The sequence below is a fragment of the Mesorhizobium sp. P2_F7 genome (assembly GCF_056403695.1).
Genome location: NZ_JBFUFA010000003.1, coordinates 125,322 through 143,820, shown reverse-complemented (window position 1 = coordinate 143,820; position 18,499 = coordinate 125,322). Strand labels below are relative to the sequence as shown.

Here is an 18,499-nt window from a genome sequence, read left to right as displayed (position 1 = left end):
CCCTGCGACGCCGCTCCCTCGATTGCACGCCGCGCGCCCCCCATATAGAGCGGTTCTGGCGTCATCGACCGCAGCATCCGAGCCCCATGCCCCTGCCCTCTGCCATCTTCCGCAACGACGAAAGCGGCCGTCAGCTGGTCTTCGACCGCCCGGCCGACATCATCGTCGCCAATGATGCCAAGGATTTTCCGCCGGCGCTGGCGGCCGCGCAGGCGGCAACTGACGCCGGCAAATGGCTGGCCGGCTACTTCTCCTATGAAGCGGGTTATTTACTCGAGCCGAAGCTGGTACCGCTGCTGCCCGAGGGCCGCCGCGCGCCGCTTGTTTGTCTGGGTGTCTTCGATGCTCCCGTCGAAGAGGCCGTGCCGCGCGCCGATGCGCCGGCTACCAATGGCCCCATCTTCGACGCCAGGGCCAGTTGGTCCGCCCAGGATTACGCCAAGCGCTTCACACGCCTGCACGAGCACATCCGCAAGGGCGATTGCTACCAGGGCAATCTGACGTTTCCGGTCCATGCGCAATGGTCCGGCGATCCGCTCGCCGCCTTCGACGCGCTGACCGGTCGCCAGCCGGTCAAGTACGGCGCGCTGATTTCGCTCAGCGATCCCATCGTTTTGTCGCGCTCACCCGAACTGTTCTTCGAAATCGACACCGAAGGCGTGATCGAAACCCATCCGATGAAGGGCACCGCGCCGCGCGGCGCAACCAAGGCCGAGGACGCGCGGCTGAAGGCGTTCCTGCGCAATGACGAAAAGAACCAGGCCGAGAACCGGATGATCGTCGATCTCCTGCGTAACGACATCTCGCTGATCAGCGAGGTCGGCACGCTGGAGGTGCCGGAACTGTTCCGCATCGAGAGCTACCCGACCGTTCATCAGATGGTGAGCCGTGTGCGGGCAAAGCTGTTGCCTGACCTCGGCATCCGCCAGATTTTCGCAGCACTCTTCCCCTGCGGCTCGATCACCGGCGCGCCAAAGATCCGCGCCATGGAAATCCTGCACGATCTGGAAGCAACGCCGCGCGACGTCTATTGTGGCGCCATCGGCTGGATCGCGCCCGGCGGCACGATGCGCTTTTCGGTGGCGATCCGCACCATCTCTCTCTTTTCCAGCGGCGAGGCCGTCTACAATGTCGGCGGCGGCGTCGTCTTCGATTCGACGGCTGAGGAGGAGTATCAGGAGTGTCTGCTGAAGGCGCGCTTCGCGACAGGAACACCACCGACTTCGAGCTGATCGAAACCATGCGCTGGGAGTCCAGCCAGGGTTTCCTGCGCTTCGAACGCCATCTTGCGCGCCTCTACGGCTCGGCGGAAGAACTGGGCTTTGCCTGCGATCCGCAGCGGGTCGGCGAGGTGCTGGCGAACACTGTCGGGTCGCAGCAGACGACGCTGCGCACCCGGCTCGTCCTGCAGCGCAATGGCGAGGCGACCGCCTCAGTCCAGCCTTATGTGCCGCTCGCCGCCGACAAGGTCTGGCGGCTGCAACTGGCGCGCGTTCGGCTCTCCTCCTCCGACACGCTGCTGCGCCACAAGACCAGCCGGCGACAGGTATATACCCATGCCCGCGCAGAATATCTGATCACTCAGGCCGACGAGGTGCTTTTGGCCAATGAGCGCGGCGAAATCTGCGAGGGCACCATCACCAATGTCTTTGCCGATTTCGGCGATGGTGTGCTGATGACACCCCGGCTCGACAGCGGCCTGCTGCCTGGCGTATTGCGCGCCGAGCTTCTGGACGAAGGCCGCGCCGGCGAAGCCATCTACAGCTATGACGAGCTGAAGTCGGCGAAGGCTATCTATGTCGGCAATTCCCTGCGCGGCTTGATCCCGGCAACATTGGCCTGATACGAAGTTGCGCGCGAGAGTGACCGCCGCCGGACTGGACCTCACCCAAGCATGAATTCTCGCCTGCCCACGCACACGCCCTACGATGGCTCGTCAAAACTCTTCACCATCGGGCTGAAGCCACTTGAGCTCGACAAATGGATCGAGGTCGACGGACACCTCATCGACCATCTCGCCGAGAAGCGGCGGCTGTATGCCGAAATCCCCGACAAGGTGTTTGTCGAGGAGAATGGCACGCGCGACGCCCAGGGCGAAGTGCGTGACCTCATCGAAGCGCATCTGTTGGCGACATTTCCCGACACCTACCGACGCACGAGCGAGGGGATCGGGGTGATTGGTGCCGGAGGCAACAGCGCCGATCTCTTCAGCGACGCCCCGCTGGTCGCAGCCTCGCTGCTCGTCCAGGAAGACCTGATCCTGATGCGCCGCGATGACAGCGGCTGGCGGCTCGCCGCCGGCTCGCTATGCTTCCCCTCATCCTGGTTGCTGGTCGAAAAATTCGGGCGGCCGCTGCAGGAAATCCACGCACCGGTGCCGGGCTTCGGTCCAGGCACCAGGCCGGCCGAGCTCATCAACCGCATGTTCGACGGTCTCCAGGGTCAGGCCGTCGAGCGCTTCAACTGGTCGATCCAGGCCGACGACGCGCTCTATCATCCACTCTCCAATGTCGAGCGCATCGACCGTGCCACCAACCGCCCCTCGCGCTTCCCGGACGGCGACGTCAACGCGCACGCCTTCATCCGCGTCGAGCGCCAGACGCTGCGCAAGCTGCCCGTGTCGCGCGACATCCTGTTCACCATCCGCATCCATCTCGACCCGCTGAAGGTGCTGGCGCGGCATCCCGACAGGGCGACGCTTGCGGCATCTTTCGCGGAGCAATTGCTGGCGCTGGATGAGGCTCAACTCGACTACAAGGGCATGACCGCTGACCGCGACCGGCTGATCGTCCTCCTTAACCACATGGCCAATGCTGCCTAGCGGACGGTTGGCGCTTTTTGCTGGTTTGTGACAATGATCTGTGATGTAGCGCATGAGCACCGGGCAAAAAGCCCGGTTTTGTGCGTGTTTTCCCGGCTTTTGTGGGTTTTTTTGAAGGAGTGCTCGATAAAATGGCGAATGAAAACTGGCCCGTTTACGGTGAAATCACCGGCCCTGTCGTGATGATCGGCTTCGGTTCGATCGGACGGGGAACGCTGCCGCTGATCGAGCGCCATTTCAAGTTCGACAAGTCGCGCATGACGGTCGTCGACCCGCTCGATACCGACCGCAAGCTGCTCGATGAGCGCGGCATCGCCTTCGTCCAGGAACATGTGACCGAGAAGAACTACAAGAAGCTGTTGACCCCGCTTCTGACCAATGGCGGCGGCCAAGGCTTTTGCGTCAATCTGTCGGTCGACACCGGCTCGGTCGACCTGATGCGGCTCTGCCGCAAGCTCGGCGTGCTCTACATCGACACCGTCGTCGAGCCGTGGCTCGGCTTCTACTTCGACGCCAAGGCCGACAATGCCAGCCGCACCAACTACGCGCTGCGCGAAGCGATGATCAAGGAAAAGCACGACAAGCCCGGCGGCGCGACGGCGGTTTCGACCTGTGGCGCCAATCCGGGCATGGTCTCGTGGTTCGTCAAGCAGGCGCTGCTGAACCTCGCCGGCGATCTCGGCCTCGAATTTGCCGAGCCGGCGCAGGACGACCGTGACGGCTGGGCCCAGTTGATGAAGAAGGCCGGCGTCAAGGGCATCCACATCGCCGAGCGCGACACCCAGCGCACCAAGAAGCCGAAGCCGATGAATGTGTTCTGGAACACCTGGTCGGTCGAGGGCTTCATCTCGGAAGGGTTGCAGCCGGCCGAGCTCGGCTGGGGCACGCATGAGAAATGGATGCCGAAGAACGGCAAGGAGCACAAGCATGGCTCCAAGGCGGCGATCTATCTCGAACAGCCCGGCGCCAACACGCGCATACGCTCCTGGTGCCCGACGCCCGGCGCGCAATACGGCTTGCTGGTAACCCACAACGAGGCAATCTCGATCGCCGACTTCTTCACCGTGCGCGGCAAGAAGGGCAAGGTGCATTACCGCCCGACCTGCCACTATGCCTATCATCCCTGCAATGACGCGCTGCTGTCGCTGGACGAAATGTTCGGCGCCGCCGGCAAGCCACAGCCGGTCCACCATGTGCTTGACGAAAACGAACTGGTCGACGGTGTCGACGAGCTCGGCGTGCTGCTCTACGGCCACGACAAGAACGCTTACTGGTACGGTTCGCAGCTGTCGCTGGCTGAGGCACGCAAGCTGGCCCCTTACCAGAATGCCACCGGCATGCAGGTCACCTCGGCCGTGCTCGCCGGCATGGTCTGGGCGCTGGAAAACCCGGAGGCCGGTATCGTCGAGGCCGACGAGATGGACTACAAGCGCTGCCTGGAAGTGCAGTCCCAGTATCTCGGGCCGGTCAAGGGCTACTACACCGACTGGACGCCGCTCGATAACCGTCCGGGTCTGTTCCCGGAGGACCTCGACAAAAACGACCCGTGGCAATTCCGCAACATCCTCGTCCGATAGCGGTTCCATCCCCCTGCCTCACTGCCTTGCAATCGCCCGGAAATCGGGCGATTGAAGGGATGCGGACGAGAGCAGTGTGCGCCCCTTGGGGCGCACGAGGGACCGCTCTGGAAACTTGAGGCCACGCACATCGTGCTTCCCAAACGTCGTTTGGCGATTGGGCCGATGCGTCAGGAGAGGATTTCATATGACGATTGCGCGCAAAATTCTTTCGGCGGGCGCGGCGGGCGTTCTTGCGACGATGCTTGCCGCCTGCACCACCGGCGGTTCCGACGGGCCACCGATCGGATCGCAACCACGCGGGGTCGAAGGGTCCTGGCTGAACGCCGAAGGCAAGGCGGTCTCGACATTGAGCGGCGGCGTCTTCACCACCGTTTCGGCAGAGACCGGCGAGAAATTCGCTGATGGCAGCTACACCAAGACCGGCGCCACCTCGGTTGAGATCAACGGAACTTCGCTGATCCGGCAGCAGCCGATCGCTTTCAACTGCCTGCTGGTGTCGATCAACCAGCTGAATTGCACCAGCTCCGCCGGCCAGAACTTCGTGCTGACCAGGCGCAGCTGAGCATATCTCATACGGCCTTGCGAAAAGGCGGCGGCGCGATGCCGCCGCCTTTTTTGCGCCGGCAAACCGATGCCGATTTCGCCCGCCCTGATTCCTCTTGCATCGCCACAACCGCGATGGGAACATGCTGGAAAAGCTGGCTGTTATCCTGCAGTCAAGCAAGAGCGTTGAACGCTTTGATCAGGTTCCATCCGGGAGACGAAGATGAAGAAGCTCGCTGCCATTGCCGCCCTTTCTGCCTCGACGCTTGGCCTGTCGGCCGCACCATCCTTTGCCGACTACACGCTGAACATCCTGCATTTCAACGATTGGCACAGCCGCATTGAAGGCAACAACAAATACGAGTCGACCTGCTCGGCCGAGGAGGAGACCAAGGGCGAATGCATCGGCGGCGCCGGCCGGCTGGTCACCGCGATCGCCCAGGAGCGAAAGAAGCTCGAAGGCCAGAACGTGCTGCTGCTCAATGCCGGCGACAGCTTCCAGGGATCGCTGTTCTACATCACCTACAAGGGCACCGCGGAGGAGGAATTCCTCAATCAGATCAAGCCCGACGCGGTGACGCTCGGCAACCACGAGTTTGACGATGGCGAGAGCGCGCTGGTGCCTTACCTCGACAAGGCGCAGTTCCCGGTCGTGAGCGCCAATGTGGTGCCCAACGACAAGTCCGGCGCCGCGGGCAAGATCAAGCCGTCGATCGTGCTCGAGGTCGGCGGCCAGAAGATCGGCATCATCGGTGCCGTCACCAACGACACGCCGGAGCTGTCCTCGCCAGGCCCAAACATCACCATCGCCGACGACGTCAAGTCGATCACCGCGGAAGTCGAGAAGCTGAAGGCGCAAGGCGTCAACAAGATCATCGCCGTCACCCATATCGGCTACCGGCGCGAGCGCGATGTCATTGCCAAGATCCCCGGCATCGACGTGGTCGTCGGCGGCCACAGCCATTCGCTTCTGTCCAACACCGACCCGAAGGCCGAAGGCCCCTACCCGACCATGGTCGACAACCCCGACGGCTCCAAGGTGCCGGTGGTGCAAGCGGCGTCCTATTCGAAATATCTCGGCGAGTTCAAGGTCGTGTTCGACGACAATGGCAACGTCAAGGAAGCCAGCGGCGACCCGATCTTCCTCGACAAGTCGATCACGCCTGATCCGGCCGTGCTTGCCCGCATCAAGGAACTCGGCGCGCCGATCGAGGCGCTGAAGAACAAGGAAGTCGCCGAGACCACCGAGGCCATCGACGGCAGCCGCGAGAATTGCCGCACCAAGGAATGTGCAATGGGCAACCTCGTCTCCGACGCCATCCTCGACCGCGTCAAGGGACAGGGCGTCGAGATCGTCGTCTCCAATGGCGGCGGCCTGCGTGCCTCGATCGACAAGGGCACCGTGACTATGGGCGAGGTGCTGACCGTGCTGCCGTTCCAGAACACGCTGGCGACCTTCCAGATTTCCGGCAAGGATCTGGTTGCCGGGCTGGAAAACGGCGTCAGCCAGGTAGAGGACGGCGCCGGCCGCTTCCCGCAGGTGGCGGGTCTCAAATATTCCTTCGACAGGTCGGTCGCGCCCAATGCCGGCCGCGTTAAGTCGGTCGAGGTGATGGAAGGCGGCGCCTGGGCGCCGATCAACCCGGACAAGGACTATCTGGTCGCGACCAACAATTATGTCCGCCAGGGCGGCGACGGCTACAAGGTCTTCGCCGAAAAGGCCAAGAATGCCTATGATTTCGGCCCCGGCCTGGAACAGGTGGTTGCCGACTATCTCGCAGCGCACCGGCCCTATACGCCCAAGCTCGACGGCCGCATCACCGAAATCGCGGCAACCGTAGCGGCGGCTCCGGCCGCCGAGCCGGCAAAACCCGCTGAGGCAGCGCCAGCCGAACCGGCAAAGCCGGCCGAGGCAGCTCCAGCCGCGGAGCCGGCGATGCCCGCGTTGCCGGCAGGATCTGGCGACATCACCACCACGCCGCCGACTGTCCCGGCAGAAACCGCCCCGGCGGCGCCCGCGCCTGCCCCGGCGGCGCCTGCGCCTGCCGAACCGGCCAAGCCGGCTGAGGCRGCCCCTGCCCCCGCAACGCCCGCCCCCGCCGAGCCGGCGAAGCCGGCYGAGGCCAGCCATGTCATCGTCGCCGGCGATACCTATTGGGACCTGGCAAAGAAGGCCTATGGCGACGGCGCCAAATGGAAGGTGATCTCCGGGGCCAACAAGAGCTACGAGCCACGCCGGCTGCCTGTCGGCGCGACCCTGACCATCCCGCCGGCCGCCAACTAGAGCCGGTAGAAATCCGCAACACCCGTCCGGTCAGCCGGGCGGGTGTTGCTTTTCCAGACAGGTGCGGCCAGACGTGGCATTGAAAACGGGCGCGGCGCCGTTAGTTTCGCGGCGTGTCCGGAGAATTGCCATGACGATTGATCCCAAAGCCGCGAAAGCGCTCGGCCCGCTGCCGGCCGGACATCCTCCGGTCAAGGCAGGCAAGATCGGCGTCATGCTGGTCAATCTCGGCACGCCCGACGGCACCGATTTCAAGCCGATGTGGCGCTACCTCCGTGAATTCCTGTCCGATCCGCGCGTCATCGAACTCAACAAGGCGATCTGGTATCCGATCCTCTATGGCCTGGTGCTGACGACGAGGCCGAAGAAGTCCGGCGCCAATTACGCCAGGATCTGGAACCAAGAGAAGAACGAGTCGCCGCTGCGCACCTACACCCGCGCCCAGAGCGAAAAGCTGGCCGCGGCGCTGCGCGACCTGCCCGATGTCGTCGTCGACTGGGCGATGCGCTACGGCAACCCGTCGACCGCGAGCGTCGCGCAAAGGCTGGTCGCGCAGGGCTGTGACCGCATCCTGTCGTTCCCGCTCTATCCGCAATATTCGGCGACCACGACCGCGACCGCCAACGACCAGCTGTTTCGCGCGCTGATGAAGATGCGCCGCGCGCCTGCCGTGCGCAGTGTTCCGCCCTACTATGACGAGCCGGTCTACATCGAGGCGCTCGCCCTTTCGATCGAGCGGCATCTGGAAACGCTAGACTTCGAACCGGAGGTTGTCATCACCTCCTATCACGGCATCCCGAAGCCCTATTTCGAGAAGGGCGATCCCTATCACTGCCACTGCCAGAAGACGACGCGGCTGCTGCGCGAACGACTGGGGTGGGATGAAAAGAAACTGATCATCACCTTCCAGTCGCGCTTCGGCGCCCAGGAGTGGCTGCAGCCCTACACCGACAAAACGGTCGAGAAATTAGCCAAAGACGGCGTGAAATCCATCGCCATCGTCAATCCCGGTTTCTCCGTCGACTGCATCGAGACGCTGGACGAGATCGGCCGTGAGGCGGCCGAGACTTTCCATCATGCGGGCGGCGAGAAATTCGCCCACATTCCATGTCTCAACGACAGTGCCGAGGGCATGGCGGTGATCGAGGCGATGGTGCGGCGCGAGCTGTCAGGTTGGGTCTGAGGCCGCCGCATTTCGGCGATCGATCACCCCTGTTGTGCTATTCCACGCACTAATAATCAGCGATCACCAGATTGTAACATTATTGAAACACACCTAAGTGTTTGGTGAAGTCGGCTGCATGGAATCAACGCCATGGCCGGCATCTGAGGGAGATTTAAATGGACTTCAGCGGTTTCGGTATTGCAATTGGTGCGCTTGCCTTTCTGGTGTTGGTGCTTCTTATCAAAGGCATCCGGACAATCCCGCAAGGTTATAATTATACCGTGGAGCGGTTTGGCCGTTACACCAAAACACTGAGCCCGGGCCTCAATCTTATCGTGCCGTTCGTCGACCGTATCGGCGCCAAGATGAACATGATGGAGCAGGTCCTCGACGTTCCGAGCCAGGAAATCATCACCCGCGACAACGCCATAGTCGGGGTCGACGGCATCGCCTTCTACCAGATTCTGAATGCCGCGCAGGCCGCCTACCAGGTCGCCGGCCTGGAGAACGCCATCCTCAACCTGACGATGACCAACATCCGTACCGTCATGGGCTCGATGGACCTCGACGAGTTGCTGTCGAACCGCGACGCCATCAACGAGCGCTTGCTGCGCGTCGTTGACGAGGCGGCGCATCCGTGGGGCATCAAGATCACCCGCGTCGAGATCAAGGACATCAACCCGCCGGCCAACCTCATCGAATCGATGGGCCGGCAGATGACGGCTGAACGCAACAAGCGTGCGCAGATCCTCGCCGCCGAAGGCCTCAAGCAGTCGCAGATCCTCGAGGCCGAAGGCCGCAAGGAAGCCGCGTTTCGCGACGCCGAAGCCCGCGAACGCTCGGCCGAAGCCGAAGCCCGCGCCACCCAGGTTGTGTCGGAAGCGATCTCCAAGGGCGACGTGCAGGCGCTCAACTACTTCGTGGCGCTGAAATACACCGAAGCGATGGGCAAGATCGGCACCGCCAACAACAGCAAGGTCGTGCTGATGCCGATGGAAGCCTCGGCGCTGATCGGCACGCTCGGCGGCATAAGCGAGATCGCCAAGGAGGTGTTCCGCAGCGAAGGCACCGCCGGCGCCGCGCGGCAAGCTGCCCGCCCTCCGGTGGTTCGCCCAAGCGAGAACTGAGATCAGGCGAGAACTGAGATCATAGGAGCATGATCCCGAAAAGTGGGAACCGGTTTTCGGACAAGATCATGCTCTCAAACAAGAACTAGGAGCATACTCCCATGTTCGACCGCATTGTCTCTGAACTTGGTCCGTGGAACTGGATGGTTCTGGGCCTCGTCCTCCTGGTGATGGAGGTCATCGCGCCAGGCATCTTCATGCTGTGGATCGGTATCGCTGCATTGGTGATCGGCCTGATTTCGCTGCTCATCTGGGACGCAAGCTTCTGGACCTGGGAAATCCAGGTCCTTGCCTTCCTGGCGCTGTCGCTGGTCTCGGCCTTCGCCGGCAAGAAGCTGGTTGGCGGGCGTCATGACGCGACCGACCAGCCGCTGCTCAACCGGCGCGGCGCGCAGCAGGTCGGCAAGATGGCCACCCTTGCCGAACCGATCAAGGACGGCCGCGGACGCATCAAGCTCGGCGACACGCTGTGGCGCGTGTCGGGCCCCGACCTGCCGGCCGGCACGCAAGTGCGCGTCGTCAGTTCAGCCGACACCGACCTGGAACTGACGGTCGAGGCCGTCTGATCGCCCGAAAGCGCGCAGCGCTTTCGAAAGAGAAAAGCAGGGCGCGTCGCGTAGGGCTTTCCCCGAACGTGACGCGCCTTTATTTTTCAGGCCGCCCCGATGCGCAGCAGATCGTGGAGATGGACCAGTCCCACTGGCCGCCTGTCCTCGACCACCATCAGGCTGGTAATGGCCGAGTTGTTGATGGTCTGCAGCGCCGTCGCCACCAGCGTGTCAGGTGTGGCCGTCTTCGGCTTTTTCGTCATCACCTGATCGACGCTCATCTCCATGAGATTGCTGCCGATATGGCGCCTGATGTCGCCATCGGTGATGATGCCGACCAAGGCGCCGTCGGCCGCTGTGATGGCGACGCAGCCGAAGCCCTTGCTCGACAATTCCAGGATCGCCTCGCGCATGCCGGTGCCCGAAGTCACCAGCGGCAGCCTGTCACCGACATGCATGATCTCCTGGATCTGCGTCAGGTTGGCGCCGAGCTGGCCGCCGGGATGGAAGGTGCGGAAATGGTCGGGGGTAAAGCCGCGGGCTTCGAGCAGCGCGATGGCCAGCGCATCGCCGACGACCAGTTGCAGCAGTGTCGATGTCGTAGGCGCCAGACCGTGCGGGCAGGCCTCCGGCACGGTCGGCAGAAGCAGCACCACGTCGGCGGCACGCGCCAGCGCCGAAGTGGCGCCGGCGGTAATCGCAATCAGCGGGATCGAAAAGCGCCTGGAATAGGCGACGATGCCCGTCAATTCCTTGCTCTCGCCGGACCATGACATGGCGATGATGGCATCGTCCCTGGCAATCATACCGAGGTCGCCGTGATTGGCCTCCGCCGGATGGACGAAGAAGGCAGGCGTGCCGGTCGAAGCCAGACTCGCCGCGATCTTGGTGCCGATATGGCCGCTTTTGCCGACGCCGGTGACGATGACGCGGCCATCGATGCGCGAGATGATGTCGACGGCGTGCGCGAAGGGTTCGGCCAGTCCGTTTTCCAACGCGGCAGCCAATGCCGCCACGCCGGCCTGTTCCGTGGCTACCGTTCTCAGCGCCGAGGCGATCGAAGCCTGGCTGTCCAAAGGCTTCTTTTCTGGGGATCCCGCATGCATGGCTGATGCGATTAGCGCGTTGCTGTTCGCCTGTCCAACAGAATTGCCGTCCGGCCAGGTCTGACAGGCACCCCTTCAACCTCCCGTTAACCATCCCCGTTTACGGTTCGGTAAGTATGGCGCGCTTGCGCCGCGCAAGCAGTGGTGACGATGTCGCGGTCCCTTCCTGAAAAGAAAAAAGGTCGAACGGGCGGAGCCTTTTGCGCTCTGCTCTTGGCGACGAGCATGCTCGCTCTGCTGCGGCCAACTGCGCTTCATGCCCAGGAAACCGAGCTGCGCGGTGAAGTCTCGGAATCGGCGATTCTGTCCGACCAGCAGCGCCGGGCCAGGCAATTGAGCAAGGCCAACACGCAGGTCAAACCGGCGCCTGCCGACACCGCCCCCACGGAAAACACGCCAACCGCCTATGCGCCGGCCAGCGATGGCGCCCTGCCTGACGACACCAACCCGTCACAAGCCGGCGCAAACAGCATTTTCGACCAGCCGGCAGCGACCGACGACTCGTTCGCCGACCAGCCGCCAACCGTCCAGCCACGCCGGCCATCGACCGCAAAGCAACGCGCCGCCGCTGCGGACAAGACCAAGGACAAAACCAAGGCTGCCGACAAGAAGAAGCCTGGCCAAGCCACGGACCAGACCACGACCGGAACAACGCCAACCGACACGACGACAGACGGTACAGACCAGGATACGGCCAACCGCCGTGCCCTGACCGTCGACAGCGTCGACCGGCAGAAGCTCGATCCTGGCGCCGAGCGCACCGACGCCATCGAAGGCCAGAAGAAGAAGCCCGAGGACGACCCGTACGCGGCAACCGGCATCAAGGTCGGCTCCTTCCTGCTGCGGCCGACGCTCGAGCAAGGCGTTACCGTCACGTCGAACGCCGATTCCAGCAGCGGCGGCAAATCGGCGGCGCTGTCCGAAACGGCGCTGCGTTTCTCTGCCGCCTCCGACTGGCGCGAAAATTCGGCTGTCATCGACGGCTACGGCACCTTCCGCAACAGCATTTCGGGCCAGAAGATCAACGAGGGGCGCGGTCGTATCGAAGGCACGTACAATGTCGATCTCGACAATGAGCTGCGCGCCATCGCCAAGCTCGGCTACGAGATTGCACCGGAATCGGCCTCCTCGCCCGACGCCATTGCCGGCGTTACATCGCAGCCAAACCGCCAGACCATCGACGGCAGCCTCGCCATCAAGAAGGATGTCGGCAAGCTGCGCTTCGCGCTGACCGGCGCGGTCTCCCACGACATCTATGGCGACGCCAAGCTGACGGACGGCACAGTGTTGTCGCAGAAGGATCGCGACAACACCCTCTACACGGCGACCCTGCGCACCGGCTACGAGATCTCACCGGCCATCACGCCTTTCGCCGAAGTCGAAGTCGGCCGCCGCGCCTATGATTTGCGTCACGACTCGGGCGGCTTCGAGCGGTCATCCACCCGGCTCGGCGCACGCGCCGGCGTCGAAGTCGACATGGGCGAGAAACTGACCGGCGAGTTCTCGGCCGGCTGGCTTCGCGAAGCAATCGACGACAACAGCCTGGAGGCAAATGCCGGCCCATCCGTGAACGCCGACCTCAAATGGTCGCCCGAGCGCGGCACCATCATCGGCCTCACCGGGCAGACCACCATCGAAGGCACGACGGCCGCCAATGAGAGCGGCGACATCCTCTATTCCGGCCGCCTCACCGGCGAACGGCAGATCCGCGCCGACTTGACCGGCAACGCGGCACTTGGCCTCGACTGGCGCAATTACACCGGCTCCGACGGCCATGACATGACATTGAGCGCCGAGGCCGGGCTGACATGGTGGCTGAACCGCTATGTCGGCCTCACCAGCCGCGCCCGCACCGAAAAGCTGACCAGCAATCTGCCCGGCCGCAACTACACCGCCAACAGCATTTATTTGGGGCTGAAGCTGCAGCGGTAGCGGCGATCTATAAGCAACGTCGGCGAGACAGCACCCCCCTCTGTCCTGCCGGACATCTCCCCCTCAAGGGGGGAGATTAGCAGTGTCGGCGGCGGCGCCTTCCTTCAACATTGAAAATTGGCGAAAGCATTCGCGAAATCTGATCTCTCCCCTTGAGGGGGAGATGTCCGGCAGGACAGAGGGGGGGTGGGCGGGAACTCGACTTAAGCCGTTGGATCTCTGCTCACCAACGAATTGCGAACTAAAACGCCGCGCCCCGACGCTCCGACGGCTTCATCTCGTCGAGCAGCGTGCGGATGACGCCGGCCATGTTTTCGTTCATGTCGCTGCGCCAGAGCGCGAAGGCGACATTGGCCTCGACAAAACCTTCCGGCGAACCGCAATCGAAGGTGCGGCCCTGATAGTGGTAGCCAAAGAAGGGCTGCTGCTTTTCCAGCTTCAGCATCGCGTCGGTAAGTTGGATCTCGTTGCCGGCGCCCTTTTCCTGGCTTTCGAGGATCGTGAAGATCTCCGGCTGCAGGATGTAACGGCCGTTGATGTAGAGATTGGACGGCGCGGTGCCGGTCTTCGGCTTCTCGACCATCTCGGTGATGCGGAAGCCGTGGTGCGTGTCCTCGCCGCGGCCGACAATGCCATATTTATGGGTTTCGGCCGGATCGCATTCCTGCACGGCGATGATGTTGTTGCCGGTCTCCTCGTAGAGCTCGACCATGGCCTTCATGCAGCTCTTTTCCGACTGCATGATCATATCGGGCAAGAGCAGCGCGAAGGGCTCGTCGCCGACCAGCTCGCGCGCACACCAGACGGCATGGCCGAGGCCCATAGGCACCTGTTGGCGGGTAAACGAGGTCTGCCCCGGCGCCGGCTGCAGGCGCTGCAGGCGGGCCAGCTGCTCGTCCTTGCCGCGCTGGGCGAGCGTGTCATAGAGCTCGAACTGGATATCGAAATGATCTTCGATGACCGCCTTGTTGCGGCCGGTGACGAAGATGAAATGCTCGATGCCGGCCTCGCGCGCCTCATCGACGACATACTGGATGACCGGCCGGTCGACGACGGTCAGCATTTCCTTGGGGATGGCCTTGGTGGCCGGGAGGAACCGCGTGCCGAGACCGGCGACCGGGAAAACTGCCTTGCGAACTCGCTTCATGCGTCAATTATCCGTTTGATTGCCTGCTCCGCAATCCCGTTTCGAGACATTTTCACGCCGAAATCGAGGATTACGAGCTACTGGTGAGAACTTCCAGTGCCTAAAGCATCGACGTGTCTTTTCGTTCCAGGCGCCACCTATGGTAAACTAATTCCTAACCCGGTTCGGCGATGAATGGTCTTTCCTGAGATAAAGAAGGGGGAAAAGATGTCCGTTCGCAATGCCGCAAAACGTTTTACCAGCGTCATGACGGCAGCCAGCCTCTCGCTCGCTTTGCTGATGCCTGCCGGGCCGGCCTTTGCCGATGCCGGTTTCCGGCAATGGGTCGCCGGTTTCCGCGCCACCGCGGTGGCGGGCGGTGTTTCCGGCGCGGTCTACGACCAAGCTTTCCGCGGCATCAACGAACCCGACCCGGTGGTGCTGGAAAAGGCACGCACGCAGCCTGAGTTCACCGCACCCGCCTGGGATTATTTCGACAACCGCGTCCACGACCAGTCGGTTGCCGTAGGCCAGCAGATGGCCAAGAAATGGAAGCCCTGGCTGGACCGGATCGAAGCGAGGTTCGGCGTCGACCGCTACATCCTGCTCGCCATCTGGTCGATGGAATCGAACTATGGCGAGATCCTCAAGCGCGACGACATCATGCGCAATGTCATCCGCTCGCTGGCGACGCTCGCCTATGGCGACCCGAAGCGGTCGAAATTCGCCCGCACCCAGCTGGTCGCGGCGCTGAAGATCCTGCAGACCGGCGACATCGACGAAAGCCACCTCATGGGCTCCTGGGCCGGCGCCATGGGCCAGACCCAGTTCATTCCGACCAGCTACCAGCACTATGCCGTCGACATGGACGGCAACGGCAAGCGCGACATCTGGAATTCGATCCCCGATGCGCTGGCGACATCAGCCAATCTCTTGAAGAAGAATGGCTGGCAAGGCGGCAAGACCTGGGGCTACGAAGTCACCATTCCGGCCGGCAAGCTGCCCGCCGGCTCGAAGACGCTGGCACAATGGCAGGCGCTCGGCGTCGCCAGGGCCAACGGCAAGCCGTTCAAGAACGCAACCGACAAGGCAACGCTGAAAGTGCCGGACGGCCGCGGCGGACCGGCCTTCCTGATGATCAAGAACTTCTCCGTCATCAAGGCCTACAACAACGCCGACAAGTATGCCCTTGCCGTCGGCCTTCTTGCCGACGAAATCGCCGGCTCTAGTGGTCTGGTGCAGGACTGGAAGCGGCCTTTCACCAAACTGTCCTTCGAGGAAAGGCAGGAGTTGCAGAAGCGGCTTTCGCAGCACGGGCTTTACGACGGCAAGTTCGACGGCAAAATTGGCGATGGCACGAAAACCGCCATCATGACCTATCAGGCAACGGTCGGCTTGACCCAGGACGGGTATCCGAGCATGGAAGTGCTCAAATGGCTCAGAAAGAAATAGGGCCATCGGCGGTGCAGCGCATTTGCGACGCGCAAGGGACGCTGTAGCATCGATCTGTGCATGATCCCCCACGGGGCCATGTGCCAAGGGATGGAGAGGGTGCTTGGTTTCGGCAGCGCGTATCCGTGTGATCGTTTTCCGCTTGCCGATCCTCGTTCTGGCCATCGTTGTCCTAGCGACGGGAATAGCCGGCTCTTTCCACACACCCGCCTTGGCGCAGGAACAGCCGCAGAACCGTGGCTGGTCGCTGCGCGACCTTCTGTTTCCGCGCCGCAGCGAGCGCATCGAGCCGCCGCTCGACGTCCGCAAGGCAAAACCGAAGGTCAAGAAAAAGCCCCGTGCGCCCGTTGAACCTGCCGTTCCTGTCGTCGAGAAGGCGCCGGATTCCCGCGTCATCCTGGTGATCGGCGATTTCATGGCCAGTGGCCTTGCCGAGGGCCTCGACACCGCCTTTGCCGCCAACCCGGCCATCAGGATCGTCCAGCGCGCCAACGGCTCGTCAGGCTTCGTGCGCGATGACGTCTACAACTGGCCCGAACAGGTCAAATCGCTGATCGAGGCCGAGAAGCCGGCAGCGGTGGTCGTCATGCTCGGCTCCAACGACCGCCAGCAGATGCGCGTCAACGACGTGCGCGAGCAGCCGCGTTCCGAGAACTGGACCAAGGAATACGAACGCCGGACCGAGGCGTTGGGCGAGGCGCTGGCGTCGACCAAAGTGCCGTATCTGTGGGTCGGCATGCCGGCCTTCAAGGCGCCGAAGATGACCTCCGACATGCTGGCCTTCAACGACATCTACCACTCGGCCGCCGAGAAGAATGGCGGCGAATTCGTCGATGTCTGGGACGGGTTCGTCGACGAGAATGGCGCCTTCGTCACCACCGGCCCCGATATTAACGGACAGCCCGTGCGGTTACGCTCCGACGACGGCATCAACGTCTCGAAGGCCGGCAAGCGCAAGCTCGCCTTCTACACCGAAAAGCCGCTGGCCAAGATCCTTGGCCTGGCAGCGCCTGGAAGCGTGGTGACGGCTGCCGCACCGGCGGGCGCCCCGGTCGAGGAGCCGTCGCTGCCCGCCGCCCCGATTGTGGTCGACCGCACCGTTCCGATGCTGCTCAACGATCCAGCGCTCGACGGCGGTATCGAACTTCTCGGCGCCTCGGCGGCGCCAAAGGCCAATCCGGATCTGCCGGGCGAAAAGCTCATCCTCGAAGGCAAGGCGCCCGAGGCGTCACCCGGCCGCGCCGACGATTTCTCCTGGCCGCCCAAGGCACCCGCCACGGCCGCTGCCGCGACGGATACGACGACGGCGATCAATCGTTAAGTCCTGAGACTGCTTTCAGCGCGGCAGGACGGTCGTCCCCATCAGCGCTTCGTCGATCGAGCGTGCCGCCTGGCGGCCTTCGCGGATCGCCCACACCACCAGCGACTGGCCGCGGCGCACGTCGCCGGCAGCGTAAAGCTTGTCGACGCTGGTCTTGTAGTCGCGATCGTTGGCTTCGACATTCCTGGAACGGCGGTTGTCGGTGACGATTTTCATCTCGCCTTCCAGCTCCTTCGCCACGCCCACGCCAGCCGGTCCGGCAAAGCCGATGGCGATGAAGGCGAGATCGGCGCGGATGACGAATTCGGTGCCGGCGATCGGCTTGCGCTTCTCGTCGACTTCGCAGCACTTGACCCCGGTCAACTGGCCGTCTTCGCCGATGAATTCGAGCGTCGCCACCTGGAATTCGCGCTCGGCACCCTCGGCTTGCGAGGATGACGTCCGCATCTTGGTTGCCCAATAGGGCCAGACCGAGAGCTTGTCTTCCTTCTCCGGCGGCTGCGGGCGGATGTCGAGCTGGGTGACGCGCACCGCGCCCTGGCGGAAGGCCGTACCGACGCAGTCGGAAGCGGTATCGCCGCCGCCGACGACGACGACATGCTGGCCGCCGGCGATGATCGGATGCGACGGCCACGCCACTGACTGGATCGGCTCGCCTCCGACGCGGCGATTCTGCTGCACCAGATAGGGCATGGCATCATAGACGCCGCCGAGATCGTCGCCCGGAATGTTGGCCGGGCGCGGCGATTCCGAACCGCCGCAATAGAGCACCGCATCGTATTCGGCGAACAACTCTGCCACGGGCTTGTCGACACCGACATTGACGCCGCAACGGAAGGTCACGCCCTCGCCCTGCATCTGCTCGATGCGGCGGTCGATATAGTGCTTCTCGATCTTGAAGTCGGGAATGCCGTAGCGCATCAGCCCGCCCGGCCGGCTCTCACGCTCATAGACACTGACCTCGTGCCCGGCGCGGCCAAGCTGCTGCGCGGCCGCCATGCCGGCCGGGCCGGAGCCGATGACGGCGACCCGCTTGCCGGTCTTCTTCTCCGGCGGATAGGGCCGGATATGGCCGGTCTCGTAGGCCTTGTCGGCGATTGCCTGCTCGACCGTCTTGATGGCGACCGGAATGTCCTCGAGGTTCAGCGTGCAGGCTTCCTCGCAAGGCGCGGGGCAGATGCGACCGGTGAATTCGGGGAAGTTGTTGGTCGAATGCAGGTTGCGGATCGCATTGTCCCAATCGCCATTATAGACGAGGTCGTTCCAGTCGGGGATCTGGTTATGGATCGGGCAACCGGTCGGCCCATGGCAGAACGGAATGCCGCAATCCATGCATCGTGCGGCCTGTTTCTCGACCTCTTTGTCCGACATCGGCAGCGTGAACTCGCGGAAATGCCGGATGCGGTCGGAGGCCGGCTGGTACTTGTGCACCTGCCGGTCGATTTCGAGAAAGCCTGTTACCTTGCCCATAGTCCAGTTCCTGCTGTCCAGATG

The 18,499-nt window shown here is 63.2% G+C and carries 15 protein-coding genes; 12 read left to right on the top strand and 3 right to left on the bottom strand.

Annotated features, from left to right (window positions below):
• The first annotated feature begins 86 nt into the window (after positions 1-86).
• From AC1DZ8_RS10450 to AC1DZ8_RS10410, 9 genes are all read left to right on the top strand, one after another.
• Positions 87-1,232, top strand: a complete 1,146-nt coding sequence (locus AC1DZ8_RS10450; protein ID WP_477303694.1) for an aminodeoxychorismate synthase component I — start codon at positions 87-89, stop codon at positions 1,230-1,232.
• Complete coding sequence (locus AC1DZ8_RS10445; protein ID WP_477303696.1) at positions 1,181-1,843, top strand: aminotransferase class IV family protein; 663 nt, start codon at positions 1,181-1,183, stop codon at positions 1,841-1,843. Before AC1DZ8_RS10450 ends, AC1DZ8_RS10445 begins: the two co-directional genes overlap by 52 nt.
• A gap of 51 nt (positions 1,844-1,894) precedes the next feature.
• The gene (locus AC1DZ8_RS10440) at positions 1,895-2,821 is read left to right on the top strand and encodes a heme-dependent oxidative N-demethylase family protein (RefSeq protein WP_477303698.1); all 927 of its coding nucleotides are present in this window, start codon (positions 1,895-1,897) and stop codon (positions 2,819-2,821) included.
• A 131-nt stretch (positions 2,822-2,952) separates the two neighbouring features.
• Positions 2,953-4,398: a homospermidine synthase gene (locus AC1DZ8_RS10435; RefSeq protein WP_477303700.1), complete on the top strand. Its 1,446-nt coding sequence runs from the start codon at positions 2,953-2,955 to the stop codon at positions 4,396-4,398.
• 187 nt (positions 4,399-4,585) lie between these two features.
• Positions 4,586-4,963, top strand: a complete 378-nt coding sequence (locus AC1DZ8_RS10430) for an Omp10 family outer membrane lipoprotein (protein WP_477400850.1) — start codon at positions 4,586-4,588, stop codon at positions 4,961-4,963.
• A gap of 204 nt (positions 4,964-5,167) precedes the next feature.
• Complete coding sequence (locus AC1DZ8_RS10425; RefSeq protein WP_477303702.1) at positions 5,168-7,228, top strand: 5'-nucleotidase C-terminal domain-containing protein; 2,061 nt, start codon at positions 5,168-5,170, stop codon at positions 7,226-7,228.
• Between the two features lie 130 nt (positions 7,229-7,358).
• The gene (gene hemH, locus AC1DZ8_RS10420) at positions 7,359-8,411 is read left to right on the top strand and encodes a ferrochelatase (protein ID WP_477303704.1); all 1,053 of its coding nucleotides are present in this window, start codon (positions 7,359-7,361) and stop codon (positions 8,409-8,411) included.
• A 158-nt stretch (positions 8,412-8,569) separates the two neighbouring features.
• Positions 8,570-9,520 (top strand): SPFH domain-containing protein, encoded by a 951-nt coding sequence (locus tag AC1DZ8_RS10415; protein WP_112559280.1) that lies wholly within the window; start codon positions 8,570-8,572, stop codon positions 9,518-9,520.
• A gap of 101 nt (positions 9,521-9,621) precedes the next feature.
• Positions 9,622-10,086, top strand: a complete 465-nt coding sequence (locus AC1DZ8_RS10410) for an NfeD family protein (RefSeq protein ID WP_477303707.1) — start codon at positions 9,622-9,624, stop codon at positions 10,084-10,086.
• A gap of 86 nt (positions 10,087-10,172) precedes the next feature.
• Here AC1DZ8_RS10410 and AC1DZ8_RS10405 read toward each other — a convergent pair whose 3' ends face one another.
• On the bottom strand, positions 10,173-11,174 hold the full coding sequence (locus AC1DZ8_RS10405; RefSeq protein ID WP_477303709.1) for a KpsF/GutQ family sugar-phosphate isomerase: 1,002 nt from the start codon (positions 11,172-11,174) through the stop codon (positions 10,173-10,175).
• A gap of 150 nt (positions 11,175-11,324) precedes the next feature.
• On the opposite strand from AC1DZ8_RS10405, the gene AC1DZ8_RS10400 reads away from it, so the two are divergent.
• Positions 11,325-13,106 carry an outer membrane beta-barrel protein gene (locus AC1DZ8_RS10400; protein ID WP_477303711.1) on the top strand — a complete coding sequence of 594 codons (1,782 nt, stop codon included), beginning with the start codon at positions 11,325-11,327 and terminating at the stop codon, positions 13,104-13,106.
• 241 nt (positions 13,107-13,347) lie between these two features.
• On the opposite strand, the gene galU is transcribed toward AC1DZ8_RS10400, so the two are convergent.
• On the bottom strand, positions 13,348-14,253 hold the full coding sequence (gene galU, locus AC1DZ8_RS10395; RefSeq protein ID WP_192254541.1) for a UTP--glucose-1-phosphate uridylyltransferase GalU: 906 nt from the start codon (positions 14,251-14,253) through the stop codon (positions 13,348-13,350).
• A gap of 207 nt (positions 14,254-14,460) precedes the next feature.
• On the opposite strand from galU, the gene AC1DZ8_RS10390 reads away from it, so the two are divergent.
• Together AC1DZ8_RS10390 and AC1DZ8_RS10385 are read left to right on the top strand one after the other, a co-directional pair.
• The gene (locus tag AC1DZ8_RS10390) at positions 14,461-15,684 is read left to right on the top strand and encodes a lytic murein transglycosylase (RefSeq protein WP_477303713.1); all 1,224 of its coding nucleotides are present in this window, start codon (positions 14,461-14,463) and stop codon (positions 15,682-15,684) included.
• Between the two features lie 103 nt (positions 15,685-15,787).
• Complete coding sequence (locus AC1DZ8_RS10385; protein WP_477303715.1) at positions 15,788-17,005, top strand: SGNH/GDSL hydrolase family protein; 1,218 nt, start codon at positions 15,788-15,790, stop codon at positions 17,003-17,005.
• A 15-nt stretch (positions 17,006-17,020) separates the two neighbouring features.
• Here AC1DZ8_RS10385 and AC1DZ8_RS10380 read toward each other — a convergent pair whose 3' ends face one another.
• Positions 17,021-18,475: a glutamate synthase subunit beta gene (locus AC1DZ8_RS10380; RefSeq protein WP_477303717.1), complete on the bottom strand. Its 1,455-nt coding sequence runs from the start codon at positions 18,473-18,475 to the stop codon at positions 17,021-17,023.
• Between the last annotated feature and the right edge of the window lie 24 nt (positions 18,476-18,499).

What these genes read in the sequence shown, in the direction of transcription:
- galU (WP_192254541.1), bottom strand. Translation starts at nt 14,253, where the DNA reads ATGAAGCGAGTTCGCAAGGCAGTTTTCCCGGTCGCCGGTCTCGGCACG.
- AC1DZ8_RS10415 (WP_112559280.1), top strand. Translation starts at nt 8,570, where the DNA reads ATGGACTTCAGCGGTTTCGGTATTGCAATTGGTGCGCTTGCCTTTCTG.
- AC1DZ8_RS10390 (WP_477303713.1), top strand. Translation starts at nt 14,461, where the DNA reads ATGTCCGTTCGCAATGCCGCAAAACGTTTTACCAGCGTCATGACGGCA.
- AC1DZ8_RS10440 (WP_477303698.1), top strand. Translation starts at nt 1,895, where the DNA reads ATGAATTCTCGCCTGCCCACGCACACGCCCTACGATGGCTCGTCAAAA.
- AC1DZ8_RS10450 (WP_477303694.1), top strand. Translation starts at nt 87, where the DNA reads ATGCCCCTGCCCTCTGCCATCTTCCGCAACGACGAAAGCGGCCGTCAG.
- AC1DZ8_RS10380 (WP_477303717.1), bottom strand. Translation starts at nt 18,475, where the DNA reads ATGGGCAAGGTAACAGGCTTTCTCGAAATCGACCGGCAGGTGCACAAG.
- AC1DZ8_RS10410 (WP_477303707.1), top strand. Translation starts at nt 9,622, where the DNA reads ATGTTCGACCGCATTGTCTCTGAACTTGGTCCGTGGAACTGGATGGTT.
- AC1DZ8_RS10400 (WP_477303711.1), top strand. Translation starts at nt 11,325, where the DNA reads ATGTCGCGGTCCCTTCCTGAAAAGAAAAAAGGTCGAACGGGCGGAGCC.
- AC1DZ8_RS10435 (WP_477303700.1), top strand. Translation starts at nt 2,953, where the DNA reads ATGGCGAATGAAAACTGGCCCGTTTACGGTGAAATCACCGGCCCTGTC.
- AC1DZ8_RS10405 (WP_477303709.1), bottom strand. Translation starts at nt 11,174, where the DNA reads ATGCATGCGGGATCCCCAGAAAAGAAGCCTTTGGACAGCCAGGCTTCG.
- AC1DZ8_RS10430 (WP_477400850.1), top strand. Translation starts at nt 4,586, where the DNA reads ATGACGATTGCGCGCAAAATTCTTTCGGCGGGCGCGGCGGGCGTTCTT.
- hemH (WP_477303704.1), top strand. Translation starts at nt 7,359, where the DNA reads ATGACGATTGATCCCAAAGCCGCGAAAGCGCTCGGCCCGCTGCCGGCC.